Consider the following 21,441-nt stretch of genomic DNA (forward strand, 5'->3'; position numbering starts at 1 on the left):
CGGTGCGGCCGAGCGTACCGGCCGTGCGCCGGCGGGCGCGGGTGCCGCCCCGTCGAAGGGGTGGCCGCCGTCCCGGGCTCGCCGTGGGTGGCGGCAGATTGCGTGCAGGAGCGGGCCTCGAGTGCGATGTGCCGCCACCCCGAGAGATGGCTCCGGCCGATTGGGAGCGTACGTCGCGCGTGGGGTAGCCTGAGCCCGCTTCAAGCGCGAGTGGCGGAATAGGCAGACGCGCACGGTTCAGGTCCGTGTGTCCGAAAGGACGTGGGGGTTCAACTCCCCCCTCGCGCACCACCACCTCGAAGGCCCCGGACATCGTCCGGGGCCTTCGTCGTCGTCGGGCATGCTCGTGCCATGGAACCGACCGACGACGAGAGGTGGCTCGTCGTCGACGGCCGGCGCTGGCGGCGTACGGACCCCGCGATCCCGGCCGACGAGCTCGCGCGGCTGAAGTCCCACCTCGGCCGCGGCCGCTCGGGCGTACGCAGCGCCTCCTCGGACTCCGCGCTGGCAGCCACCCGGCACCGCACCCAGCTGGCCAAGGTCGGTCTCGGCGAGCGAGGGACGCCGTGGTGGGAGCAGACCGATGCCGAGCGGCGCGAGCGCTGGGAGTCCGCGCTGGTCGAGCTCGACGCCCTCGACGACTGAGGGCGCTCCGCGGGCCGCGTTGGCCGGCCTTGGCACACTCGTCGCCATGACGACTCTCTCCGACTTCTCGGCCACCGCGATCGACGGCACCGACACCGACCTGTCCCAGTACGACGGCAAGGTCGTGCTGGTCGTCAACACCGCCTCCCAGTGCGGCTTCACCGGCCAGTACAAGGGCCTCCAGCAGCTCCACGACACCTACGCCGACCAGGGCCTGGTCGTGCTGGGCTTCCCGTGCGACCAGTTCGGCAACCAGGAGCCCGGCAGCGAGGCGGAGATCTCGGAGTTCTGCGAGCGCAACTTCGGCGTGACGTTCCCGCTGTTCTCCAAGGTCGACGTCAACGGCGACGACGCGCACCCGCTCTTCGACTGGCTCAAGGACGCCAAGGGCGGCCTGCTCGGCAGCAAGATCAAGTGGAACTTCACCAAGTTCCTCGTCGGCCGCGACGGCCAGGTCATCGACCGCTACGCGCCGACCACCGAGCCGGAGAAGCTCGCCAAGGACATCGAGAAGGCGCTCTGAGTCACTAGAGGGAAGGCGCGTCCGGGCCGACCCGCTCGGCGAGCCACTCCGCGACCTGCGCCTCCGACGGCGCCAGCCCGTCGCTGATCACGTGGGGAGCCACGCGCGAGAAGTAGTCGGTCACCATCGAGTCCGACTCGCGCACCAGCATCCCGGCGGCCTCGCCGTCGACGATCCACGACCCGAGCACGACGCGGTTGCCCTCGAAGCTCGGCAGCTCGGTGTAGGCCTGGTAGACCCAGCCCTCGGCGCCGTAGCCGCCGGGCATCACGACGTCCTCGAGCATGTCGTCGAGGTGGATGCGGATGTTGTCGCCCTCGCGCCCGTGCAGCGGCTTCGCGACCCACCGCTCGAGGTCGCGCGGCTCGTCGAAGTACGCCGGCAGCAGCAGGCGGTGCCGCGGGAAGAGCTCCCACAGCACCGGCAGCAGCGCCTTGGTGCTGAGCAGCACCTTCCACGCCGGCTCGATCCACTTCGTCGGCCGCGCCTCGGCGCGGTCGATCACCATCCGCCCGAACGGCTCGGCGAGCATCTCCTCCCAGGCGTACAGCTTGAACGCGTTGCGCAGCGGCTCGTCGTGGACGTCACGGAAGTCGCGGGTGTCGGGGTTCCAGCCGACCTCGGCCACCGGGTGGGCGAGGGCGATCCAGCCGGCCTGGACGGCGGTGTCCATCAGGTAGTGGACGGTCATCTCCATCTCGCCACCGTCGTAGGAGTCCTCCTCGCCGAGGTCGTAGAGGAAGTGCAGGCGGTCGCCGTCGAAGTGCCCGGAGCGGCGGAGCGTGCGCCACCCGGCGACGAGGCGGTCGTGGACGGAGTTCCACTGGTCCATCTCCGGCATGACGTCCTCCATCCAGTTCCACTGGATGATCCCGGTCTCCACGAGCCCGGTGGGGGTGTCGCCGTTGATCTCGAGCATCTTGATCGACCCGTCGGCGCCGTACGCCAGGTCGAAGCGCGCGTAGAGCGCGGGGTCACCCGCCTCGATGGAGCGGCGCACGACCTCCAGCGAACCGGGCGGCAGACCGAGGCGCTCGTCGGTCATCATGGTGGCCATGTGGGTGACGGCCTGCAGGCACATCGCCCACAGCTCCTCGGTCGCGGCCTCGAGGGCCTCGACCTCCTCCATGGTCACCTCGTACCAGGCGTCCTCGTTCCAGTAGGGCAGCTCGGAGCCGTCGGGCATCTTGGTGGTCGGGAAGACCAGGCCCTGCTCGACGACGGTGTCGCGCCAGCCCTCACGTGCCCGCGACCGGTGCCTCCACATCGCTCGCTGCCCGCCCGCTCAGGCGATGCTGGCGCACACGATGGCGCCGACCGACAGGGCCACGGCCGCCGCCACGTGCGCGAGGGGGCGTACGGGGCCGGGCTCGGTGACGATCTGGCGCAGGTTGCCCGGAGTCATCGCCTCGACGGCGAAGAACATCAGCGTGTTGAGGGCGATGCCGATGATGCCGAACGACACCGTCCACCCCAGCGCCCAGCCGAGGGAGGTCGCGCCGTTGGTCCAGATCGCGGTGAACAGCACGGCGGCGTTGGAGACCAGCCAGGCCGAGGTGATGACCGCGGCGCCCTTGGAGTGCGCGTGCACCGACTCGTTGCCGTTCTCGTCGACGCCACGCAGGTGGGTGCCGAGGTGGCCCGGGGTGGCGAGGTCGAGCACGTAGTAGGCGACCACGAGCATCGCCCCGCCCACGAGGGCGTAGGCGACGGCGTGCAGCAGGGCGTTGATCAGGTCGGTCACAGGTGTCTCCTGGCTGGGACGAGGATCGGAGCAGGCGGGACGGAGGTCGTACGGGTCGGTGCGCTCGCTCAGCCGAAGCCGCGCGAGCTGCCGCCGAAGCCGCCCTTGGTGGTGGCGGACTTGACGGTGGAGCCACCGGTGGTGGGCAGGCCGCCGCGCTGGACCGTGCCGTTGAGCGAGCTGCCGCTGAACGTCCCGCCCGAGGTGGTCTGACCGACGGCGGGGATGCGCGAGCTCGCGCCGAGGTAGTACCAGAAGAAGCCGGAGCCGCCGCCGTTGTAGTCGGAGTCGTCGTCGCACTGGTCGTCGTCGACGCGCTCCTGGGTCTCGGGGTCGACGCACACCGCGGCGTAGTCGGCGCTGGACGAGCACCCGGTGAGGCTGCTGGCCATCAGCGCCGTGATGCCCAGCGAGATGCTGGAGGAGCGCATGCGGCGTCGCGCGGTCGTGGTCAACGGAGGCCTCCGGAGGGGTCCTGGTCGTGCTTGGGCTGGAACATCGCGAGCATCTGCTCGGCGACGTCGGTGGTGGCCGCGTCCGCGGCCTCGTGCTCGGCGAGCCGCTCCTCGAGCCACTCGCGACCGTGCTGTGCCTCGAGCGAGGCGAGCGTGAGGTGCTCGAGGCGGTCGATGCGCTCGTGGACGTCCTCGAGGACGGTCGCCACGGCCAGCGACTCCTTGTCGAAGACGAGGTTGGCGATCACGTGGCCGATCGCGATCGGGACGAGCACGAGCATCGAGACGATGAGCAGCGCCCCGACCGCCCGCCCGGGGGTCGAGGAGGGGTAGTAGTCGCCGTAGCCGACGGTCGAGCCGGTGACGATGCCCCACCAGAGGCCCTCGATCGGTCCCTTGCCCTCGAGCACCGCGTAGACGAGCGAGCACGCGACCCAGATGCCGAGGATCGCCAGCACCAGCAGGTGGGGCGCGTTGACCAGGGCGCGTACCGGCCGTGACAGGACCCCGATGCGTCGCGCGACAGCGCGCTCTGCCCTGTCGACGTCCGTGACCTCGTCGGCCATGTGCGAAATCCCCGTCCCCCGTTGTCGTCGCGGTGACTATAGGGCTGCCCCGACCGCGGCCCTGGCAAACCCCCGCGGCGCCGGGCCGGGCTCAGGCGACCAGGTCGGCGTACTCCGGGTGCTTCTCGACGTACGCCGCGACGTAGGGACACACCGGGTCCACCGAGAGGCCGCGCGCGCGGGCGTCGTCGAGCGCTCCCCTGGCGAGGGTGCTGGCGTGGCCCTGGCCGCTGAAGGCCTCGGGCACCTCGGTGTGGATGAGCCGGATCAGCTCGCCGTGGAGGCGGTAGTCGATGAACCCGACCAGCTCGTCCCCGGAGCGCAGCTCGTAGCGGTGGTGGTCGGGGGCGTCGATGAACTCTGTGTCCACAACGCGAGCCTAGACCGAGGTGACTTGCCCGTAACCCCGTGCGAGGTGGAGGGTCTGCCCCATGGCAGCAACCGCGTCGTCGTACTCGATCACCATGCGGTTGTACACCGCCGCCGACCACAGCGTGGTGGGTGCGGTCGCGACCACCATCGCGCACAACGGGGGCGTCGTCACCGCGATCGACGTCGCGGAGTCGCGGCACGACCGGCTCACCGTCGACGTGACGTGCTCGGCCGCCGACGCGGAGCACTCCCAGGAGCTGGTCGCCGCGGTGTCCGGCGTCGAGGGCGTGACGGTCCACAAGGTCAGCGACCGGACCTTCCTGCTGCACCTCGGCGGCAAGATCTCGGTCCAGTCCAAGGTGCCGCTGCGCACCCGCGACGACCTGTCGATGGCCTACACGCCCGGCGTCGGGCGCGTGTCGATGGCGATCCACGACAATCCCGAGGACGTCCGCAAGCTCACCATCAAGGGCAACTCGGTCGCCGTCGTCACCGACGGGTCGGCCGTCCTGGGCCTGGGCAACATCGGGCCCGGCGCCGCGATGCCGGTGATGGAGGGCAAGGCCGCGCTGTTCAAGCGGTTCGCCGACATCGACGCCTGGCCGATCTGCCTGGCCAGCCAGGACACCGACGAGATCGTCCGCGCCGTCGAGATGATCGCCCCCGGGTTCGGCGGCATCAACCTCGAGGACATCGCCGCGCCGCGCTGCTTCGAGATCGAGGCCCGGCTGCGTGAGTCGCTCGACATCCCGGTCTTCCACGACGACCAGCACGGCACCGCGATCGTGGTGCTGGCCGCGCTGACCAACGCGCTGCGCTGCGTCGAGAAGCAGCTCGCCGACGTACGCATCGTCGTCTCCGGCGCCGGGGCGGCCGGCACGGCCATCGTCACCCTGCTCCTGGCCGCCGGCGCCGCCGACGTCGTGGTCGTCGACCGCGAGGGCGCGCTCGCCGAGGGCGACGAGTCGCTCTCCGCCGCCCACGCGGATCTCGCCGCCGCGACCAACCCGCGCCGCGCGACCGGCTCGCTGCAGGAGGTGCTCGTCGACGCCGACGTGTTCATCGGCGTCTCGGCCCCCGGCATCCTCGACCCGGAGTGGATCCCGACGATGGCGCCCAAGCCGGTCGTGTTCGCGCTGGCCAACCCCGACCCCGAGGTCGACCCGGCCGAGGCGGACCGCTACGCCGCGGTGGTCGCCTCGGGCCGCTCCGACTACCCCAACCAGATCAACAACGTGCTGGCCTTCCCCGGCGTCTTCCGTGGACTCCTCGACGCCGGCGCCTCCGAGGTGACCGTCGACATGCTGCTGCGCGCGGCCCAGGCGATCGCCGACACGGTCAGCGAGGAGGAGCTGCACGCCGCCTTCATCATCCCCAGCGTCTTCCACCCCGACGTGACCAAGCGGGTGGCCGCGGCGATCAGCGGGCGCGAGGGCTGATCGCCGCGGCACCCTCCGGCTGGGTCAGCCGGTCACCTTCCGCGGCCACCAGAACTTCTCCCCGAGGGTGAGTGCGAGCGCCGGCACCAGCACCGTGCGTACGACCAGGGTGTCGAGCAGCACGCCGACGAAGATGATCGCGCCGAGCTGGGCGAGCACCACCAGCGGCAGCACGCCGAGGACCGCGAATACCGCCGCGAGCAGGACGCCCGCGCTGGTGATCACGCCGCCGGTGGCGGTCAGGGCGCGGAGCATGCCCGTACGGGTGCCGTGCTCGCGTGCCTCCTCGCGCGCCCGGGTGACCAGGAAGATGTTGTAGTCGACGCCGAGCGCGACGAGGAACAGGAACGCCAGGAGCGGCACGCCGGTGTCCATCGCCGGGAACCCGAAGACCGACTGGAACAACCACCACGAGGCGCCCATGCTCGCGGCGTACGTCGCCAGCACGGTCGCGACGAGCAGGAGCGGCGCCACCACCGAGCGCAGCAGCAGGAGCAGCGCGCCGAGCACGAGCAGCAGGATGAGCGGCAGGATCAGCAGCCGGTCCTGGGCGGCGTAGTCGGCGGCGTCGATCGCCTCGGCGTCACCGCCGCCCACGTGCGTGTCGTCGAAGTCGGCGACGGCGTCGCGGACGTCGAGCACCACGGCCTGGGCGGCGTCGCTGCCCGGCGCCGCGTCGGGCACGGCGTCGATCCGGGTGATGCCGTCGCCGCTCGTGCTGACGCGGGCGGAGTCGACGCCGTCGACGCCCTCGACCGCGGCGAGCACCTGCTCGGGCTCGGCGCGGGTGACGACCTGCACCGGGTCGGAGGTGCCGGCGGGGAAGGACTCCCCGAGCCGCTCGGCGGCCGCGATCGCCTCCGGCCGCTGCAGGAACTGGTCGGCCGGGTCGAGGCCCGTGGTGATCGACGTGGTGCCGAGGGCGAGCACGGCCAGGCCCGCGACGGTGCCGGCGACGAACGTGCGCGGACGGCGGGCCACCGCGTCGCCCACCCGGCGCCAGACGCCGCGCGAGTCGACCAGCACCGCGTCCCCGACGCGGGGCACCCGCGGCCAGAAGACCCACCGGCCGAACAGCACCAGCGCGGCCGGGAGCACGACGAGGGCGAAGGTCGCGGCGATCACGACACCCACGGCACAGGCCAGGCCCAGCCCGCGGGTGGTGGGGATGGCCGAGAGCAGCAGCGTCAGCAGGCCGAGCACGACGGTCGTCGCGCTGGACAGCACGGCCTCGAAGGTCCGCGACAACGCCCGCGCCATCGCCTCGTGGCGCGAGTCGGTGGTCTTCAGCTCGTCGCGGTAGCGCGAGATGAGCAGCAGGGCGTAGTCGGTGCCGGCGCCGAAGACCAGCACGCTCAGGATGCCGACGGTCGACTCGTCCCAGGCGACCTGCACCATCTCGAGGACGTTGGTGGCGATGATCGCGGCGAACCGGTCGGCGATGCCGACGACGGCCAGCGGCACGAGCCACAGGACCGGGCTGCGGTAGGTGATGATCAGCAGGAACGCCACGATCGCGGCGGTGGCGGCCAGCAGCCGGATGTCGGCGCCGTCGAAGACCTGGCCGATGTCGGCCTGGATGCCGGCGGGTCCGGTCACCTGGGCCTCGATCCCGTCGGGGGCGTCGTCGCGCAGCTGCTCACGCAGCTCCTCGACCTTGTCGATGTTGTCGGTCGCCGACGCGGCGGTGACGGGCACGGCCACGAACGCGGCGGTGCCGTCCTCCGCGACCACGACCGGCGACTGCTGGCCGCCGCCGGGTGGCCCGGTGGGGGCCCCGCCCTGACCCTGGCCCTCGGCGTCACCGGCGCCGCCCTCGCCCGCCGCGGCCGCGTCGCCGGCAGCGTCGGACAGCAGGGCGACCGCCTGCTCCGTCAGCTGTCCGCGTACGTCGTCGTCGAGCTCGCCGGACTCGGCGGTCCACAGCACGATCGCGACCTGTCCCTCGTCCTCGGGCAGCTGCTCGGCGAGCTCGACCGCGAGCGTGCTGTCGGCGCCGGCGGGCAGCGTGTCGACCGGCGATCCCTCCCGTTCGCCCTCCGGGAGGAAGGCGATGACGGCCAGGGCCATCAGCAGTGGGAGGAGGGCGACGAGCCACGCGAGGCGGGGGCCGGCGATGCCGCGCGCGAGCGCGGGAGGGCGGTGGTGGGACACGGGAGATCCTCGAGGTGACTAGGGAAGGTGGTTGCTAACCAAGTTACTTATCAATTTAGCGGTAGACTGGTAAGGGCGGCAAGCTGCCGCAAGGCCCCCCGCCCCAGTCCCCGCCCGGCCGAGAGGAGTCCCGTGACCGAGCACCACCAGCCCGATGCCGCACCGTCGTGGGTCGCCCGTGGGCAGGAGCGATCGCAACCTCCCACCCTCCTGGCGCTGCGCGACCTGGTCGCTGCCGGGAGCCGGGTCACCCACGTGGTGGCCCGCCGTGCCGGCCTCAGCGAGACCGAGCTGGTGACCCTCGAGCACCTCAGCCGCGAGCAGATCGGTCCGGCCGAGGTGGCCCGGCGGCTGGAGGTCTCCACAGCCGCAGCCACCGGGATCGTCGACCGCCTGGTCGCGCGCGGGCACGTCGAGCGCCGTCCGCACGACCTCGACCGCCGGCGTACCGACCTGCACATCACCGACTCCGGGCGTGGCGAGGTCGTCGGCCACCTGATGCCGATGTTCGCGGCGCTCGACCAGCACGACGCGTCCTTCACCGAGGAGGAGAAGGCCGTGGTGGAGCGCTACCTGCGCGGGGCCACAGAGGCCTTCGAGCGGGTGCTGGAGCCCTGACTCCGCGGGACTTCTAGTCCTTTCCGTACGGTTCTCGGCCGTTGCAACGGGCTGGAACCCGCGGAACCACCGGTTGACCGGTGATCGCGACGCGGGGTGAGCTTCCAGTCCTTTCCGTACGGTTCTTGGCCGTTGCAACGGGCTGGAACCTGCGGAACCACCGGTTGACCGGTGATCGCGACAGGGACCGGGGCGGATCAGTCCGGGCTACCGGCCTTGCGGTGCGCGACGAGCGCGGCGCCGACGATGCCGGCGCGGTTCTGCAGGGTCGCGGGCACCATCTCGGTGTCGACCCGGATCAGGTGGCCGAACTTGTCCCACGACTTGCTGACCCCGCCGCCGATGACGAAGAGGTCGGGGGTGAAGAGGCGCTCGAGATGGCGGAAGTAGGTGGTGAGCCGCTCCGACCACGCCTCCCACGTGAGACCTTCGCGCTCGCGCGCGCTGGTGGCGGTCGTGACCTCCGCGACGGCTCCGTCGAGCTCGAGGTGGCCGAGCTCGGAGTTGGGCACGAGCTCGCCGTTCCAGATCATCGCCGAGCCGATGCCGGTGCCGAGGGTGATGACCATGACCAGCCCGCGGCGGCCCTTCGCGGCGCCGTACTCCGCCTCCGCCAGACCGGCGGCGTCGGCGTCGTTGACGACGTGGACCTCACGGCCCAGAGCCTCGGTGAAGATCGCGTCGGCGTCCTCGCCGATCCACGACTTGTCGATGTTGGCGGCCGAGAGCACGACCCCGTGGCGGACGATGCCGGGCACGGTGACCCCGACGGGCTTGGTGGAGGTCGCGAAGCTGCCGACGATCTCCTCGAAGACGCGGGCGACCGCCTGAGGCGTCGCCGGCTTCGGGGTGTCGATGCGGACCCGGTCGTGGGCGAAGTCGCCGACCTCGAGGTCGACAGGGGCGCCCTTGATGCCGGTGCCGCCGAAGTCGATGCCGAAGGGGTGTTCCATGGCGCACAACCTATCGCCAGCGACCTGCGCCTGTGACGCGGGCAACAGGGCACGAGACACGGCGTACGTCGTTCGCCCGCGCGGGCGGTCTCCCCGGCGCTAGCCTCCACGCACCCGCGTCGAGGGGAGCGGGTCGTCGCGGAGGGGGATTCGGTGGTGACACGCGTGTCGAAGGTGGCCGCACTGCAGGAGCTCGGGCTGGGACTCTCGGCGCAGGGCCGCTTCGAGGAGGCCCTCGTCTCGCTGCAGGAGGCGGAGGCGCTCGCGCACCGGGTGCGGTTCGGGATGGGCCCCTTCCTCGTCCCCGACGTCGTGCATGCCCGTGCATCGGTCTTGTACGACGCGGGGCGCTGGGAGGACGCCGTCGACGTCGCGCGCGAGGCAGCGCGGCTGCGGCGTGCGACCGGGTCGACGGACTCCGACCAGCTCGCGCGACTCTCGGACTCGCTCGAGCTGGAGGCCAACAGCCTGACCCGGCTGCAACGGCTCCAGGAGGCCGACGCGGTCAGTGCCGAGGTGATCTCGATGCGGGCACGGCTGCCCTGGTCGGAGCGGGCACGCGCGCTCCTCAACCGTGCGGCCATGCTGACCGAGGCCGGCCGGCACGCCGAGGGCCTCGAGGCCGTGCTGGAGCTGGTGCGCAGCGCGCGTGACCGGCCCGCCTCCGACGGCGGCGACGCGACGTACTCCTCGGGGCTGGTCAACCTGGCCGTCCAGCTGCGGATGAACGGGCGCTGGCACGAGGCGGTCGAGGTGCAGCAGCTCGCGATCGGCGAGGTGCGCCTGGCCGCGCACGTCGGCGGCGACGACGTGCAGGCCGACCTCGCGATCGCCTTGGCCAACCTTGCCAACCTCCACCTGGAGTCGGGACGCCCCGAGGACGCCGAGGCGCCCGGGGCAGAGGCGCTCGCCCTGCGCGAGCGACTCGCACCGCGCTCCCTGTCGTCCCTGGCCGCGCTCACCGACAGCCTCAACAACCACGGGATCGTGCTGGCCGAGCTCGGCCGCCCCGCCGAGGCCGAGCCCTTGGTCGCCCGATGCGTGGACCTGCGGCGACGCCTGCACGACGCCCAGCCGCGCGCCTTCGGGCGCGCGCTCGCCAACGCGCTGGTCACCCACTGCGACGTCCTCACCCGCTGTGGTCGTGCGGAGGCCGGTCTGGTCGCGGGGCGCGAGGGCGTCGAGATGCTGCGTCGGCTCGCCGCGGGTGACGTGCGGGCGTACGGACCCTGGCTGGCGGGCGGGACCGACACGCTCGCGGAGGCCACCGCCGCGGCGCTCGGCGCGGACCGGGCCCTCGCGGTCACCGAGGAGTCGGTCGACCTCGCCCGGCGGGCCCTGGCCGACAATCCGGCGGGCTTCGCGAGCTCGCACGCCACGATCCTGCTCGCCGCCGCCGAGCGTCACGCCGCCGACCAGCCCGAGCAGGCACGCGGCTGGGCGGGCGAGGCCCTTGACCTGGTGAGCGCGCTCTCGGCAGCCGAGCCGGAGGCGTACGCCGTGGTGCTCGAGCGGGCGCGGCGGGTGGCGGCCTCGCTGGGCTGAGCCGGACGTGGTTTACAGACGGAGAACCCTTGTCAAGGTGGGTTTACACATCGTATCTTCATGTAAACCCCACGGCAGGAGGTCAGGCAGATGCCCGGATATCCCACCCGACTCGCCCCCAGCGGCACGGTCCCCGACGGCACCACCGAGCTCTGGAAGGACCGCAAGCGCTACCTGTGGCTGATCGGGCTGGTGGTGCCGAGCCTGGCGTTCGTCGCCTTCGGCGGGTACGCCGCGACCGGGTGGGGCGTGTGGTTCTGGGTCGGCCCGATCGTCATCCTCGGCATCGTGCCGGCGATCGACCTGGTCGCCGGGCTCGACCGCTCGAACCCGCCCGACGACGTGATCGAGGCGCTGGAGCAGGACCGCTACTACCGCTGGATCACCTACCTCTTCCTGCCGATCCAGTACGCAGGCTTCCTGGCCGCGATGGCCGTCGTCGGCGGGTGGGACGCCTTCGGGATCCTCGCCGACCAGCCGCTGTCGACGCTGGACGAGGTCGGCCTCGCGATCTCGATCGGCTGCATCGGCGGCATCGGCATCAACACCGCCCACGAGCTCGGCCACAAGAAGGAGGCCAACGAGCGCTGGCTGTCCAAGATCGCCCTGGCGCAGGTCTTCTACGGCCACTTCTACATCGAGCACAACCGTGGCCACCACGTCCGCGTCGCTACCCCCGAGGACCCGGCCAGCGCCCGGCTGGGCGAGAACTTCTACCAGTTCTGGCCCCGCACGGTCGGCGGCTCCCTGAAGTCAGCCTGGCGCCTGGAGAAGCGCCGCCTCGCGCGCCGCAAGCAGAGCCCGTGGCGACTGGACAACGACGTGCTCAACGCGTGGCTGATGACGGGAGTGCTGTGGGCCGCCGTGGTCGCGGCCTTCGGCGTCGAGGTGCTGCCCTTCCTCGTCATCCAGGCGGTCGTCGGCTTCTCCCTCCTCGAGGTCGTCAACTACATGGAGCACTACGGGATGCTGCGCCAGAAGGTCGGCGAGGGCGACCGGCAGCGCTACGAGCGGGTGCTGCCCAGCCACAGCTGGAACTCCAACAACATCGCGACCAACGTGCTGCTCTACCACCTGCAGCGCCACAGCGACCACCACGCCAACCCCACCCGCCGCTACCAGACGCTGCGCGACTTCGAGGAGAGCCCGGTGCTCCCGACGGGGTACGCCGGGATGATCGTCCTGGCCATCGTGCCCGCCGTCTGGCGCCGGGTGATGGACCAGCGCGTCGTGGACCACTTCGGCGGCGACGTCACGCTCGCCAACATCAGCCCGCGCAAGCGGGAGAAGTACCTGGCTCGATACGGCGGAGCGGTCGCCGACCCGGGTCTCGTGACGGGCGCAGAGCGCCTTCCTCGACCCACGGAGGGTGAGGTGCTCGCCGCCCGCTGCCCGAGCTGCGAGTACGTCTACGAGGTCGCGGCCGGGGACGAGCACGAGGGCTTCGCGGCCGGCACCGCCTGGGCCGACATCCCCGACGACTGGTGCTGCCCGGACTGCGGCGTGCGCGACAAGGTCGACTTCGTGCCGTGCGAGCCGGAGCGGTCGGTCGCCTGACGGTCCGAGCGTACGCCGGGGGCTCCTAGACTCGGCGCATGCCCGAGACCACCCGCGACCGCATCATCGCGGCGGCCGTCGAGATGACCACCTCCTCGGGATGGGCGTCCGTCACGATGGCGCGCCTCGCCGAGGCGGCCGGGGTGAGCCGGCAGACCGTCTACAACGAGGTCGGGTCCAAGCCGGCGCTCGCCGAGACGATGATCCTCGAGGAGCTGGCGCGCTTCCTGCAGGTCGTCGAGGAGGCGTTCGACGCCCGGCCCGACGACCTCACCGGAGCCATCGAGCGAGCGGTGACCGACGTGCTCACCTATGCGAGCGCCAACAAGCTGCTGCACGCCGTGGTCAGCGCCACCCACGGGGCCGACACCGAGCTGCTGCCGCTGCTCACCACCAACGCCGGCTCCCTCCTCGAGGTCGCCAAGGACGTGATCGGCGCCCGCGTGGCGCCGTACTCCTCCGGTCTGGACCCCGAGCACGTCGATCCGGCCATCGACATGGTCGTCCGCGTCGTGCTCAGCCACGTCATGCAGCCCTCGGGGTCGCCGGAGAAGACCGGCGCCGACCTCGCGTGGCTGGCGACGCGGGTGCTCGGCTGAGCCCGGCGGTCGGGCAGGTGCGGGCGTGAGCACGGTCGCCTGGGGCACGCCGTCCGCGCGCGGCGTCGTCGCTGCCGCGGCACTCGGCTCGGGGCTGACGCTCCTGGACGGCACGGTGGTCAACGTCGCGCTCCGCACGATGGGCGAGGACCTCGACGCCTCGCTGGCGCAGCTGCAGTGGATCACCAACGGCTACTTCCTCGCCCTCGCCTCCCTGATCCTCCTCGGTGGTGCGCTGGGGGACCGGTTCGGCCGACGGCGGGTCTTAGTGGTCGGCACGGTGTGGTTCGCGCTCGCCTCGCTGCTGTGCGGGCTGGCGCCCACCGCGGACGTGCTCGTCGCCGCGCGGGTGCTGCAGGGGATCGGCGGTGCGCTGCTCACCCCGGGGAGCCTGGCGATGATCCAGGGCGCCTTCCGCACCGAGGACCGCGGCCGGGCGATCGGCGCGTGGTCGGGTCTCGGCGGCATCGCCGCCGCGCTGGGCCCGCTCGTCGGCGGGCTGCTCATCGACCACGCCTCGTGGCGGTGGATCTTCCTCATCAACCTCCCGCTGGCCGCCGTGACCGTGTGGCTCGCGCACCGGTGGGTGCCGGAGAGCCGTGACCCTCGCGCGCACGGCCGGTTCGACGTCCCGGGTGCGGCCCTGGCCGCGCTCACGCTGGGCGCCACCACATGGGCGCTGACCGACGCCGGCGGGTCGGTGACCCCCTGGGCGGTCGCCGGCGGGGTCGCAGCGGCGATGGCGTTCGTCGCCGTCGAGCGTCGGACCCGGTCGCCGATGGTGCCGCTGGGCCTGTTCGCCGACCGCACCTTCGCCGCGGCCAACCTGATGACGCTGGTGGTCTACGCCGCGCTCGGGGCGATCCTGTTCTTCCTCGTCCTGCAGCTCCAGGTGGTCGGGGGCCACACCGCCCTCGAGGCAGGCCTGGCGACGCTGCCTATCACGGTCTGCATGCTGCTGCTCGCCTCCCGCGGTGGGGCGCTCGGCCAGCGCATCGGCCCACGGGTCCCGATGGCGCTCGGACCGGTCGTGATGGCGGTGGGCACCCTCTGGCTGCTGCGCGTGGGTCCCGACGTCGCCTGGTGGCGCGACGTCGCGCCCGGTCTCACCGTCTTCGGCCTCGGGCTCGCGCTGATGGTCGCCCCGCTGACCGCCACCGTGCTGGCGGCGGCCCCCGACGAGGTGGCGGGCGTCGCGAGCGGGATCAACAACGCGCTGGCGCGGACCGGGTCCCTGCTCGCCGTCGCCGCCCTGCCGATGGCAGTGGGGCTCGCCGGCGACGACTACCGCGACCCGGCACTCCTCGACGCGGCGTACGGCTCCGCGGTCCTCGCCTGCGCGGCCCTGCTCGTGGTGGGCGGCCTGATCTCGTGGATCACGATTCCGCGGCGCCTCCAGACACCGACTGCCTAGGGTCGGGGCATGGGCGTACTACGGGGTGCCGGGGCGGCAGCGACCGCCGTCCTCGCCGTGCTCCTCGTCGCGTGCAGCGACCCGGCCGCCCCGAAGGCGCCCGACGCCACCCCGGCGTCACCGGTCACCGAGCCCACCGCCGACCCGACCGAGCCCTCCTCGACCGCGCCGGTCGCCGACCCCGCGCACGCGGTCGACCCGCCCGGTGAGCGTGAGGGGCGGTTGTGGAGCGCCGACATCCTCGTCCAGTGGAACAAGCCCATCGACGACGCGCTGCTCGAGCGGATCGAGGGGCTGGAGGGCGTCGCGCACACCGAGCGCATCGGCCTGGGCCAGGTGAGCCTGGAGAACCAGGTCCTCACCGTCGCGGCGGTCGACCCGGCCGGCTATCGCAACTTCACCCGTGCCGAGGTCGCCGACCTCCAGGAGGCCTGGGACCGCGTGGCCGGGGGCGAGCTGGCGACCGAGGCGCGCGTGGCTCGCCGGCTCGCGGACGCCGACGGGAGGATCCGGCTCGGCATCGACGACGACGCACCGGCCCTGCACGTCGGGGCGTACACCCCCCAGATCCCCACCATCGACATGGTCGTCAACACCGCGTGGGCCGAGGACATCAAGATGGCCACCGACAACGGGCTGCTCATCTCGACCGACGGCACCGCCCCCGCCACCATCCGGCGCCCCCTCGAACGGCTGGTGGGCCGGGACGCGTCGGTCCAGATGCTCGACGTCGCCTCCCGCCTGGGCCTCGACCCCGACGCGAAGCTCACCGCGATCCCCACCGGCGGCACGCTCGGCAGCGTCGTCGGCACCTTCCGCTACACCGTGATCGGAGGCGGACGCATCGCGCCGGACCCGGCGTGGGTCGCCGCCCACATCCGCACCGAGGTCGTGCCGATCCTCGGCAGCGTCACCTGCCACAAGGACCTGTTCCCGCAGCTGCGAGCCGCGCTGCTGGAGGTGGAGCAGCGCGGGCTGGCGGACGCGATCGACCCGCGCCAGTACGCCGGGTGCTACTACCCCCGGTTCATCGCGAACACGACCACGCTGTCCAACCACTCCTTCGGCCTCGCCCTCGACCTCAACACCGCCGGCAACCAGCGCGGCACGGTCGGTGAGATCGACCGCGACGTGGTGGCGATCTTCAAGCAGTGGGGCTTCGCGTGGGGCGGCGACTGGCGCTGGACCGACCCGATGCACTTCGAGCTGAGCGAGGTCAAGCGGGTGGGCTGACGGCCCGTCGCTAGGGTCGGCACATGCTGGCAGTCCAGGTCGTCACGCCCACCGGTCCCACCGACGTGCAGGTGCGGGAGGTGGACCCGCCGGTCCCGGGGCCGCACGACGTGCTCGTCGAGGTGCACAGCGTCGGGGTCGCGTTCCCGGACCTGCTGCTGAGCCGCGGGGAGTACCAGTTCAAGCCGGAGCCGCCGTTCACCCTCGGCGTCGACTTCGCCGGCGTCGTCCTCGACCCCGGCTCCCCGGAGTCCAGCGGGTTCACCGTGGGCCAGCGGGTGGCGGGCGTGAACCTCAACGGCGGCGCGGCCGAGCAGGTCGCCAACCCGGCGATCTTCACCTTCGCGCTGCCCGACTCCCTGTCGTACGACGAGGGCGCGGCGCTGCCGATGAACTACCTGACCGCGCTGTTCGCGCTGGAGGAGCGAGGGGGCCTGCGCGAGGGCGAGACGGTCCTGGTCCACGGCGCAGCCGGCGGTGTCGGCACCGCCACCCTCCAGGTCGCGAAGGGCCTCGGCGCCCGGACGATCGCCGTCGTCAGCACCGACGAGAAGGCCGCGTTCGCCCGCGCCGCGGGAGCCGACGAGGTCGTCGTCGGACCGGACTTCAAGGACGCCGTCAAGGAGCTCACCGGCGGGAAGGGCGTCGACGTGGTGCTCGACGTCGTCGGGGGCGACGCCTTCACCGACTCGCTGCGCTGCCTGGCCGAGCAGGGCCGGGTGCTGGTGGTCGGGTTCGCCGCCGGTCAGGGCATCCCCGAGGTCAAGGTCAACCGGCTCCTGCTCGGCAACACCGACGTCCGCGGCGTCGGCTGGGGGGCGTACGCCATGACCCGCCCGGGCTACATGCAGCAGCAGTGGCACCGGCTCGCGCCGATGATCGAGTCCGGGGTCGTGAAGCCTCCGATCGGCGCGACGTACGACCTCGCCGACTTCGGGCGGGCGCTCGTCGACATGGACGAGCGCCGGACCCTCGGCAAGTCGGTCGTACGGGTGCGCTGAGCCGCCCCCGGCCGAGCCCACGGGCACCCGGCCCCGACACGAGCTCGACCTTCGGAGCTAAGGTCGGGCGCGTGACGATCCTCGACGCCGCCCGCGACGGCATGAACCCCGACATCCGCCCGCAGGACGACCTCTTCGGCCACGTCAACGGGCGCTGGCTGGACGAGACCGAGATCCCGTCCGACAAGTCGAGCTGGGGCGCCTTCATCGCGCTCGCCGACGCGGCCGAGCAGCAGGTGCGCGACATCATCACCGAGCTCGCCGAGCGCCCCGCCGACGAGCTCGACGAGGACGAGCGCAAGATCGGCGACCTCTACGCCTCCTTCATGGACACCGAGACGATCGCCGCCAAGGGCCTGTCCCCGATCCGCGGCCTGCTCGAGCGCGCCCACGGCCTGACCGACCTCACCGGGCTCGCCGCCTTCCTCGGTGCCTACGAGCGCATCGGTGGCCCCGGACTGTTCGGCTCCTACATCACCCCCGACCGCGGCGACGCGTCGAAGAACATCGTCTACCTCGCGCAGGGCGGCCTGGGTCTGCCCGACGAGTCCTACTACCGCGAGGACAAGTTCGCCGAGATCCGCGAGAAGTACCTCGCCTACCTCACCACGCTCCTGACCCTCAGCGAGCACGACGACCCCGAGGGCGCGGCGGAGCGGGTGCTGGCCTACGAGACCCGGCTGGCCGAGGGCCACTGGGAGGCCGCCGAGACCCGCGACGTGCAGAAGACCACCAACCACAAGAGCCTCGAGGAGCTGCGCGAGCTCTGCCCGGCCTTCGACTGGGTCACCTACGTGACCGCCCTCGGCGGGACCGAGGAGACGCTGCGCCGCACGATCGTGATGCAGCCCGACTTCTTCTCCCACCTGTCGGCGGTGCTGGAGGAGACGCCGATCGAGACCTGGCGCGACATCCTGCACGTGCGCATCGTGCGCAGCTCGGCGCCCTACCTGCCCGACGCGTTCGTCGAGGCCAACTTCGACTTCTACGGCCGCACCCTCAACGGCACCCCCGAGCTGCGGGCGCGGTGGAAGCGCGGCGTCGACTTCGTCGAGGGCGCCATCGGCGAGTCGGTCGGCAAGGTCTACGTCGCCCGCCACTTCCCGCCGTCGTCCAAGCAGATGATGGACGACCTCGTCGCCAACCTCGTCACGGCCTACCGCCGCTCGATCGAGGCGCTCGACTGGATGGGCGAGGACACCAAGCAGAAGGCGTACGACAAGCTCGACCGCTTCTACCCCAAGATCGGCTACCCGACCGAGTTCCGCGACTACTCCAGCCTCACGGTCTCGGCCGACGACCTGTTGGGCAACGTCGCCTCGGCCTCGGCGTTCGAGACCGACCGCCAGCTCGAGAAGGTCGGCCAGCCGGTCGACCGCGACGAGTGGCTGATGCTCCCGCAGACCGTCAACGCCTACTACCACCCCGGCACCAACGAGATCTGCTTCCCCGCCGCCATCCTGCAGCCGCCGTTCTTCAGCCCCGACGCCGAGGACGCGGAGAACTACGGCGGCATCGGCGCCGTCATCGGCCACGAGATCGGCCACGGCTTCGACGACCAGGGCGCCCAGTACGACGGCGACGGCAACCTGCACGACTGGTGGACCGCCGACGACAAGGCCGCCTTCGAGGCCAAGTCCCAGGCACTCATCGCCCAGTACGACGCCTTCGAGCCGCGCAACCTCCCCGGCGAGCACGTCAACGGCAGCCTCACCGTCGGGGAGAACATCGGCGACCTCGGCGGACTGACGATCGCGCACAAGGCGTACGTCATCAGCCGGGGCGGCGAGGCCTCGGTCGAGGACCGGCGCACGCTCTTCCTCAACTGGAGCCACGTGTGGCGCACCAAGCGCCGCAAGGAGCAGGAGCTCCAGTACCTCACCATCGACCCGCACAGCCCCGCCGAGTTCCGCGCCAACATCGTGCGCAACCTCGACGAGTTCCACGAGGTCTTCGAGACCGCGCCGGGCGACGGGCTGTGGCTCGAGCCGGAGGCGCGCGTCCGGATCTGGTGACGCGACCGGCGAGGGGACCTTCGACCCCTGTCGCCGCGTCCGTGGGCTTCCTACGATGGCTTCATGGTCAAGAAGGACGCTGACATCACCGGCGGCATCGTCGTCGGCCACGACGGCTCGCGGGCGGCGGCAGCGGTCGTACGCCGTGCCGCCGACCTCGCCCGCCGGCTGGGCGTCACGCTGCACGTCGTGCGCGTGTGGAACGTGACGACCGCACCGCGGCCGGACTCGATGGTCGGCGGCTACGTCCCGCCCTTCGCCGAGTTCGAGCAGGCGGTGGTCGCCGACCTCAAGGCCGACTGCGCGGCGGCCGGCATCGGCGACGACGTCGACATCCAGCTCTACGCGCTGCGCGGACAGGCGACCGAGCGCCTCATCGACGCCGCGTCCGGCGCCGAGATGCTCGTCGTCGGCACGCGGGGCGCCGGCGGCTTCAAGGGCCTGCGCTTCGGCTCCACGGCCACCCAGGTCGTACGCCACTCGACGGTGCCGGTGCTGGTGGTGCCCAACATCCCCGACTGACCCGCGTCGACCCGGCCCCTGTCCGCGGTCGTCGCACCGTCGCTGTTGAATGTCGGTGTGACGTTGCCGGGACACGACCAGTCGACCTACCGGCTCCGCATGGAGTGGGGACCCACCGGCGCGGAGGTGGTGCCGGCGGACTACGCCGTGGTCGTCGACGTGCTGTCCTTCACGACGACGCTGAGCGTCGCGATCGAGCGCGGCATCGAGGTCTTCCCGTTCCGCTGGCGTGACGCGCGCGCCGCCGAGCACGCGATGCGCCACGGCGCGACGCTGGCCGTGGGCCGCTTCGAGGCCCTCTCGCGCGGCGACGCCCGACACGTCTCGCTGTCGCCCGCGAGCCTCGCCCAGGTGGAGGGAGTCGAGCGGCTCGTCCTGCCCTCGCCCAACGGTTCGACGATCTCGTTCGCCCTCGCCGACTCCGGCGCGCAGGTCGTGGGCGCCTGCCTGCGCAACGCCAGCGCCGTCGCCCGGTGGCTCGCCCCCAAGGTGGCCACGGGCGCCAGCGTCGTGGTCGTGCCGGCCGGGGAGCGGTGGCACGACGACACCCTGCGTCCGGCCGTCGAGGACCTGTGGGGAGCCGGGGCGGTGCTCGCCGCGCTCGGAGCCGCCCTCGTGGCCGAGGCCGGGCCCGAGGGGGAGGTGGGTTCCGACTCCGCGGTCAGCCCCGAGGCACGTACGGCGATCGCCGCCTGGCGGGCGGCCGTGCTGCCCCACGACCTGCTCCACTGTGCGGGCGGGCGCGAGCTGGGCGAGGCCGGGTTCGCCGCCGACGTCGAGATCGCCGCCGGGGCCGACGTGAGCGAGGTGGTGCCGGTGCTGGTGGGCGAGTCGTTCCGCGACGCGGCGACCGACGACGACCCGCCGGGTCCGCGGCTGCGCCGCATCGACGCCTGAGGCGCCTCGGCAAAAACCGACCGCTCGGTCTGGTGCGGGACGCATCCGGGTCCCTACTGTGATCGGGGCCACACTCGGGTGGCCCCTGTCTCGGAGGACCACAGATGAATCGCTCGTCCCGTCTCGCCGTGCTCGGCACGGCACTCGCCGGCCTGCTCACCCCGCTGCTGCTGCAGCCCGCCCAGGCCGCTGCGCCGTCGTACGTCGCCCTCGGTGACTCCTACGCCTCCGGCACCGGCACCCGCTCCTACATCGCCGACGGCACGAGCTGCCAGCGCTCCACGGCGGCCTACCCCAGCCTGATCGCCGCCGCCCGCGGCTACGCGCTCAACTTCCGCGCCTGCTCGGGAGCCACCGTCACCGACGTGACCAACACCCAGCTCTCGGCCCTGACGACGTCCACCAGCTACGTCTCGATCTCCGTCGGCGGCAACGACGCGGGCTTCGCCGACGTGCTCACCGAGTGCGCCCAGCCGTGGTGGTCCAGCAACTGCGACGCTGCGATCAACACCGCCCAGTCCTACATCACCAACACCCTCCCCTCACGGCTCAGCACGCTCTACTCCTCGATCCGCAGCCGCGCGCCGTACGCCAAGGTGGTCGTCGTCGGCTACCCGCGGATCTTCATGGGCGAGGACTGCAACGCCTTCACCTGGTTCTCGCCGGCCGAGCAGAGCCGGCTCAACCAGACCGCCGACCTGCTCAACTCCCGCCTGTCGAGCGCCGCGACGTCCGCCGGGTTCTCCTTCGGCAACCCGACGAGCCGGTTCATCGGTCACGCCGTGTGCGACGCCGACGAGTGGATCAACGGCCTGTCGAGCCCGATCAGCGAGAGCTACCACCCCAAGACCACGGGCCACTCCGGCGGCTACACCCCGACGGTCAGCCCGCTGCTGACCGGCAGCACCGTCACGGTGACCGCCGCGGTCGTCGCGGAGTCGTCCTCGAGCAGCGAGGAGCAGGCCGCGCTCCAGCGCCAGTACGCCGAGGCTGACGCCCAGATCGACCAGGAGACCTTCGTCGCCCCTGACCTGACGACGCCCGAGGCCCGTCGGGCGGCGCGCAGGGCCGGCGTCGACATCGACCGCTTCCTCGCGAGGAGCCAGCGCCGCTGACCCCTTGTCGGGGGGTAGTCCAGTGGCGAACTGCTGTCCGGTGGCCGGATCTCCAGCAGTTCGACACTGGACTA

General features: G+C 72.1%; 21 protein-coding genes and 1 tRNA gene. 15 read left to right on the plus strand and 7 right to left on the minus strand.

Annotation, left to right across the window (positions count from 1 at the left end; all coding sequences use genetic code 11):
• The first annotated feature begins 204 nt into the window (after positions 1-204).
• The 3 genes from IE200_RS03120 (at position 205) to IE200_RS03130 (ending at position 1,168) form a co-directional block, all read left to right on the plus strand.
• Positions 205-291 (plus strand) — tRNA-Leu (locus IE200_RS03120).
• Between the two features lie 60 nt (positions 292-351).
• On the plus strand, positions 352-645 hold the full coding sequence (locus tag IE200_RS03125) for a biopolymer transporter Tol (RefSeq protein ID WP_191277868.1): 294 nt from the start codon (positions 352-354) through the stop codon (positions 643-645).
• 46 nt (positions 646-691) lie between these two features.
• On the plus strand, positions 692-1,168 hold the full coding sequence (locus IE200_RS03130; RefSeq protein ID WP_191277869.1) for a glutathione peroxidase: 477 nt from the start codon (positions 692-694) through the stop codon (positions 1,166-1,168).
• A 4-nt stretch (positions 1,169-1,172) separates the two neighbouring features.
• On the opposite strand, the gene IE200_RS03135 is transcribed toward IE200_RS03130, so the two are convergent.
• The 5 genes from IE200_RS03135 to IE200_RS03155 all read right to left on the minus strand — a co-directional run bounded on the left by IE200_RS03135 (position 1,173) and on the right by IE200_RS03155 (position 4,303).
• Positions 1,173-2,435 carry a glutathionylspermidine synthase family protein gene (locus IE200_RS03135; protein WP_191277870.1) on the minus strand — a complete coding sequence of 421 codons (1,263 nt, stop codon included), beginning with the start codon at positions 2,433-2,435 and terminating at the stop codon, positions 1,173-1,175.
• 18 nt (positions 2,436-2,453) lie between these two features.
• Complete coding sequence (locus tag IE200_RS03140) at positions 2,454-2,912, minus strand: DUF350 domain-containing protein (RefSeq protein ID WP_191277871.1); 459 nt, start codon at positions 2,910-2,912, stop codon at positions 2,454-2,456.
• Positions 2,913-2,980: 68 nt separating this feature from the next.
• Positions 2,981-3,343, minus strand: a complete 363-nt coding sequence (locus IE200_RS03145; protein ID WP_229856029.1) for a hypothetical protein — start codon at positions 3,341-3,343, stop codon at positions 2,981-2,983.
• A gap of 20 nt (positions 3,344-3,363) precedes the next feature.
• Complete coding sequence (locus IE200_RS21005; protein ID WP_191277873.1) at positions 3,364-3,933, minus strand: potassium channel family protein; 570 nt, start codon at positions 3,931-3,933, stop codon at positions 3,364-3,366.
• Positions 3,934-4,024: 91 nt separating this feature from the next.
• The gene (locus IE200_RS03155; RefSeq protein WP_191277874.1) at positions 4,025-4,303 is read right to left on the minus strand and encodes a GNAT family N-acetyltransferase; all 279 of its coding nucleotides are present in this window, start codon (positions 4,301-4,303) and stop codon (positions 4,025-4,027) included.
• A gap of 61 nt (positions 4,304-4,364) precedes the next feature.
• Between IE200_RS03155 and IE200_RS03160 the strand changes: the two genes are divergently transcribed.
• Positions 4,365-5,744 carry an NAD-dependent malic enzyme gene (locus IE200_RS03160; protein ID WP_191277875.1) on the plus strand — a complete coding sequence of 460 codons (1,380 nt, stop codon included), beginning with the start codon at positions 4,365-4,367 and terminating at the stop codon, positions 5,742-5,744.
• A gap of 24 nt (positions 5,745-5,768) precedes the next feature.
• On the opposite strand, the gene IE200_RS03165 is transcribed toward IE200_RS03160, so the two are convergent.
• Positions 5,769-7,898, minus strand: coding sequence for an MMPL family transporter (locus tag IE200_RS03165; RefSeq protein ID WP_229856031.1), 2,130 nt, complete (start codon positions 7,896-7,898; stop codon positions 5,769-5,771).
• Positions 7,899-8,030: 132 nt separating this feature from the next.
• Between IE200_RS03165 and IE200_RS03170 the strand changes: the two genes are divergently transcribed.
• Positions 8,031-8,516, plus strand: coding sequence for a MarR family winged helix-turn-helix transcriptional regulator (locus IE200_RS03170; RefSeq protein ID WP_191277876.1), 486 nt, complete (start codon positions 8,031-8,033; stop codon positions 8,514-8,516).
• Positions 8,517-8,713: 197 nt separating this feature from the next.
• Here the strand turns inward: IE200_RS03170 and ppgK are convergent, their stop codons facing one another.
• A complete protein-coding gene (ppgK, locus tag IE200_RS03175) occupies positions 8,714-9,469 on the minus strand; it encodes a polyphosphate--glucose phosphotransferase (RefSeq protein ID WP_191277877.1) in 756 nt (251 codons plus the stop codon).
• 156 nt (positions 9,470-9,625) lie between these two features.
• On the opposite strand from ppgK, the gene IE200_RS03180 reads away from it, so the two are divergent.
• The 10 genes from IE200_RS03180 (at position 9,626) to IE200_RS03225 (ending at position 21,367) form a co-directional block, all read left to right on the plus strand.
• On the plus strand, positions 9,626-11,014 hold the full coding sequence (locus IE200_RS03180) for a tetratricopeptide repeat protein (RefSeq protein ID WP_191277878.1): 1,389 nt from the start codon (positions 9,626-9,628) through the stop codon (positions 11,012-11,014).
• Positions 11,015-11,104: 90 nt separating this feature from the next.
• Positions 11,105-12,571, plus strand: coding sequence for a fatty acid desaturase (locus IE200_RS21165; protein ID WP_191277879.1), 1,467 nt, complete (start codon positions 11,105-11,107; stop codon positions 12,569-12,571).
• 38 nt (positions 12,572-12,609) lie between these two features.
• Positions 12,610-13,170: a TetR/AcrR family transcriptional regulator gene (locus tag IE200_RS03190; protein ID WP_191277880.1), complete on the plus strand. Its 561-nt coding sequence runs from the start codon at positions 12,610-12,612 to the stop codon at positions 13,168-13,170.
• Between the two features lie 25 nt (positions 13,171-13,195).
• Positions 13,196-14,584, plus strand: a complete 1,389-nt coding sequence (locus IE200_RS03195) for an MFS transporter (RefSeq protein WP_191277881.1) — start codon at positions 13,196-13,198, stop codon at positions 14,582-14,584.
• A gap of 9 nt (positions 14,585-14,593) precedes the next feature.
• The gene (locus tag IE200_RS03200) at positions 14,594-15,817 is read left to right on the plus strand and encodes a M15 family metallopeptidase (RefSeq protein WP_191277882.1); all 1,224 of its coding nucleotides are present in this window, start codon (positions 14,594-14,596) and stop codon (positions 15,815-15,817) included.
• 23 nt (positions 15,818-15,840) lie between these two features.
• The gene (locus IE200_RS03205) at positions 15,841-16,818 is read left to right on the plus strand and encodes an NADPH:quinone oxidoreductase family protein (protein ID WP_191277883.1); all 978 of its coding nucleotides are present in this window, start codon (positions 15,841-15,843) and stop codon (positions 16,816-16,818) included.
• A 71-nt stretch (positions 16,819-16,889) separates the two neighbouring features.
• On the plus strand, positions 16,890-18,833 hold the full coding sequence (locus tag IE200_RS03210; protein ID WP_308432986.1) for a M13 family metallopeptidase: 1,944 nt from the start codon (positions 16,890-16,892) through the stop codon (positions 18,831-18,833).
• Between the two features lie 63 nt (positions 18,834-18,896).
• Positions 18,897-19,355: a universal stress protein gene (locus IE200_RS03215; protein WP_191277884.1), complete on the plus strand. Its 459-nt coding sequence runs from the start codon at positions 18,897-18,899 to the stop codon at positions 19,353-19,355.
• 57 nt (positions 19,356-19,412) lie between these two features.
• Positions 19,413-20,252, plus strand: coding sequence for a 2-phosphosulfolactate phosphatase (locus tag IE200_RS03220; RefSeq protein WP_229856033.1), 840 nt, complete (start codon positions 19,413-19,415; stop codon positions 20,250-20,252).
• Between the two features lie 104 nt (positions 20,253-20,356).
• Complete coding sequence (locus IE200_RS03225; RefSeq protein ID WP_191277885.1) at positions 20,357-21,367, plus strand: SGNH/GDSL hydrolase family protein; 1,011 nt, start codon at positions 20,357-20,359, stop codon at positions 21,365-21,367.
• Positions 21,368-21,441: the final 74 nt, after the last annotated feature.

The organism is Nocardioides flavus (ex Wang et al. 2016) (assembly GCF_014653115.1).
GTDB classification, from domain to species: domain Bacteria; phylum Actinomycetota; class Actinomycetes; order Propionibacteriales; family Nocardioidaceae; genus Nocardioides; species Nocardioides flavus.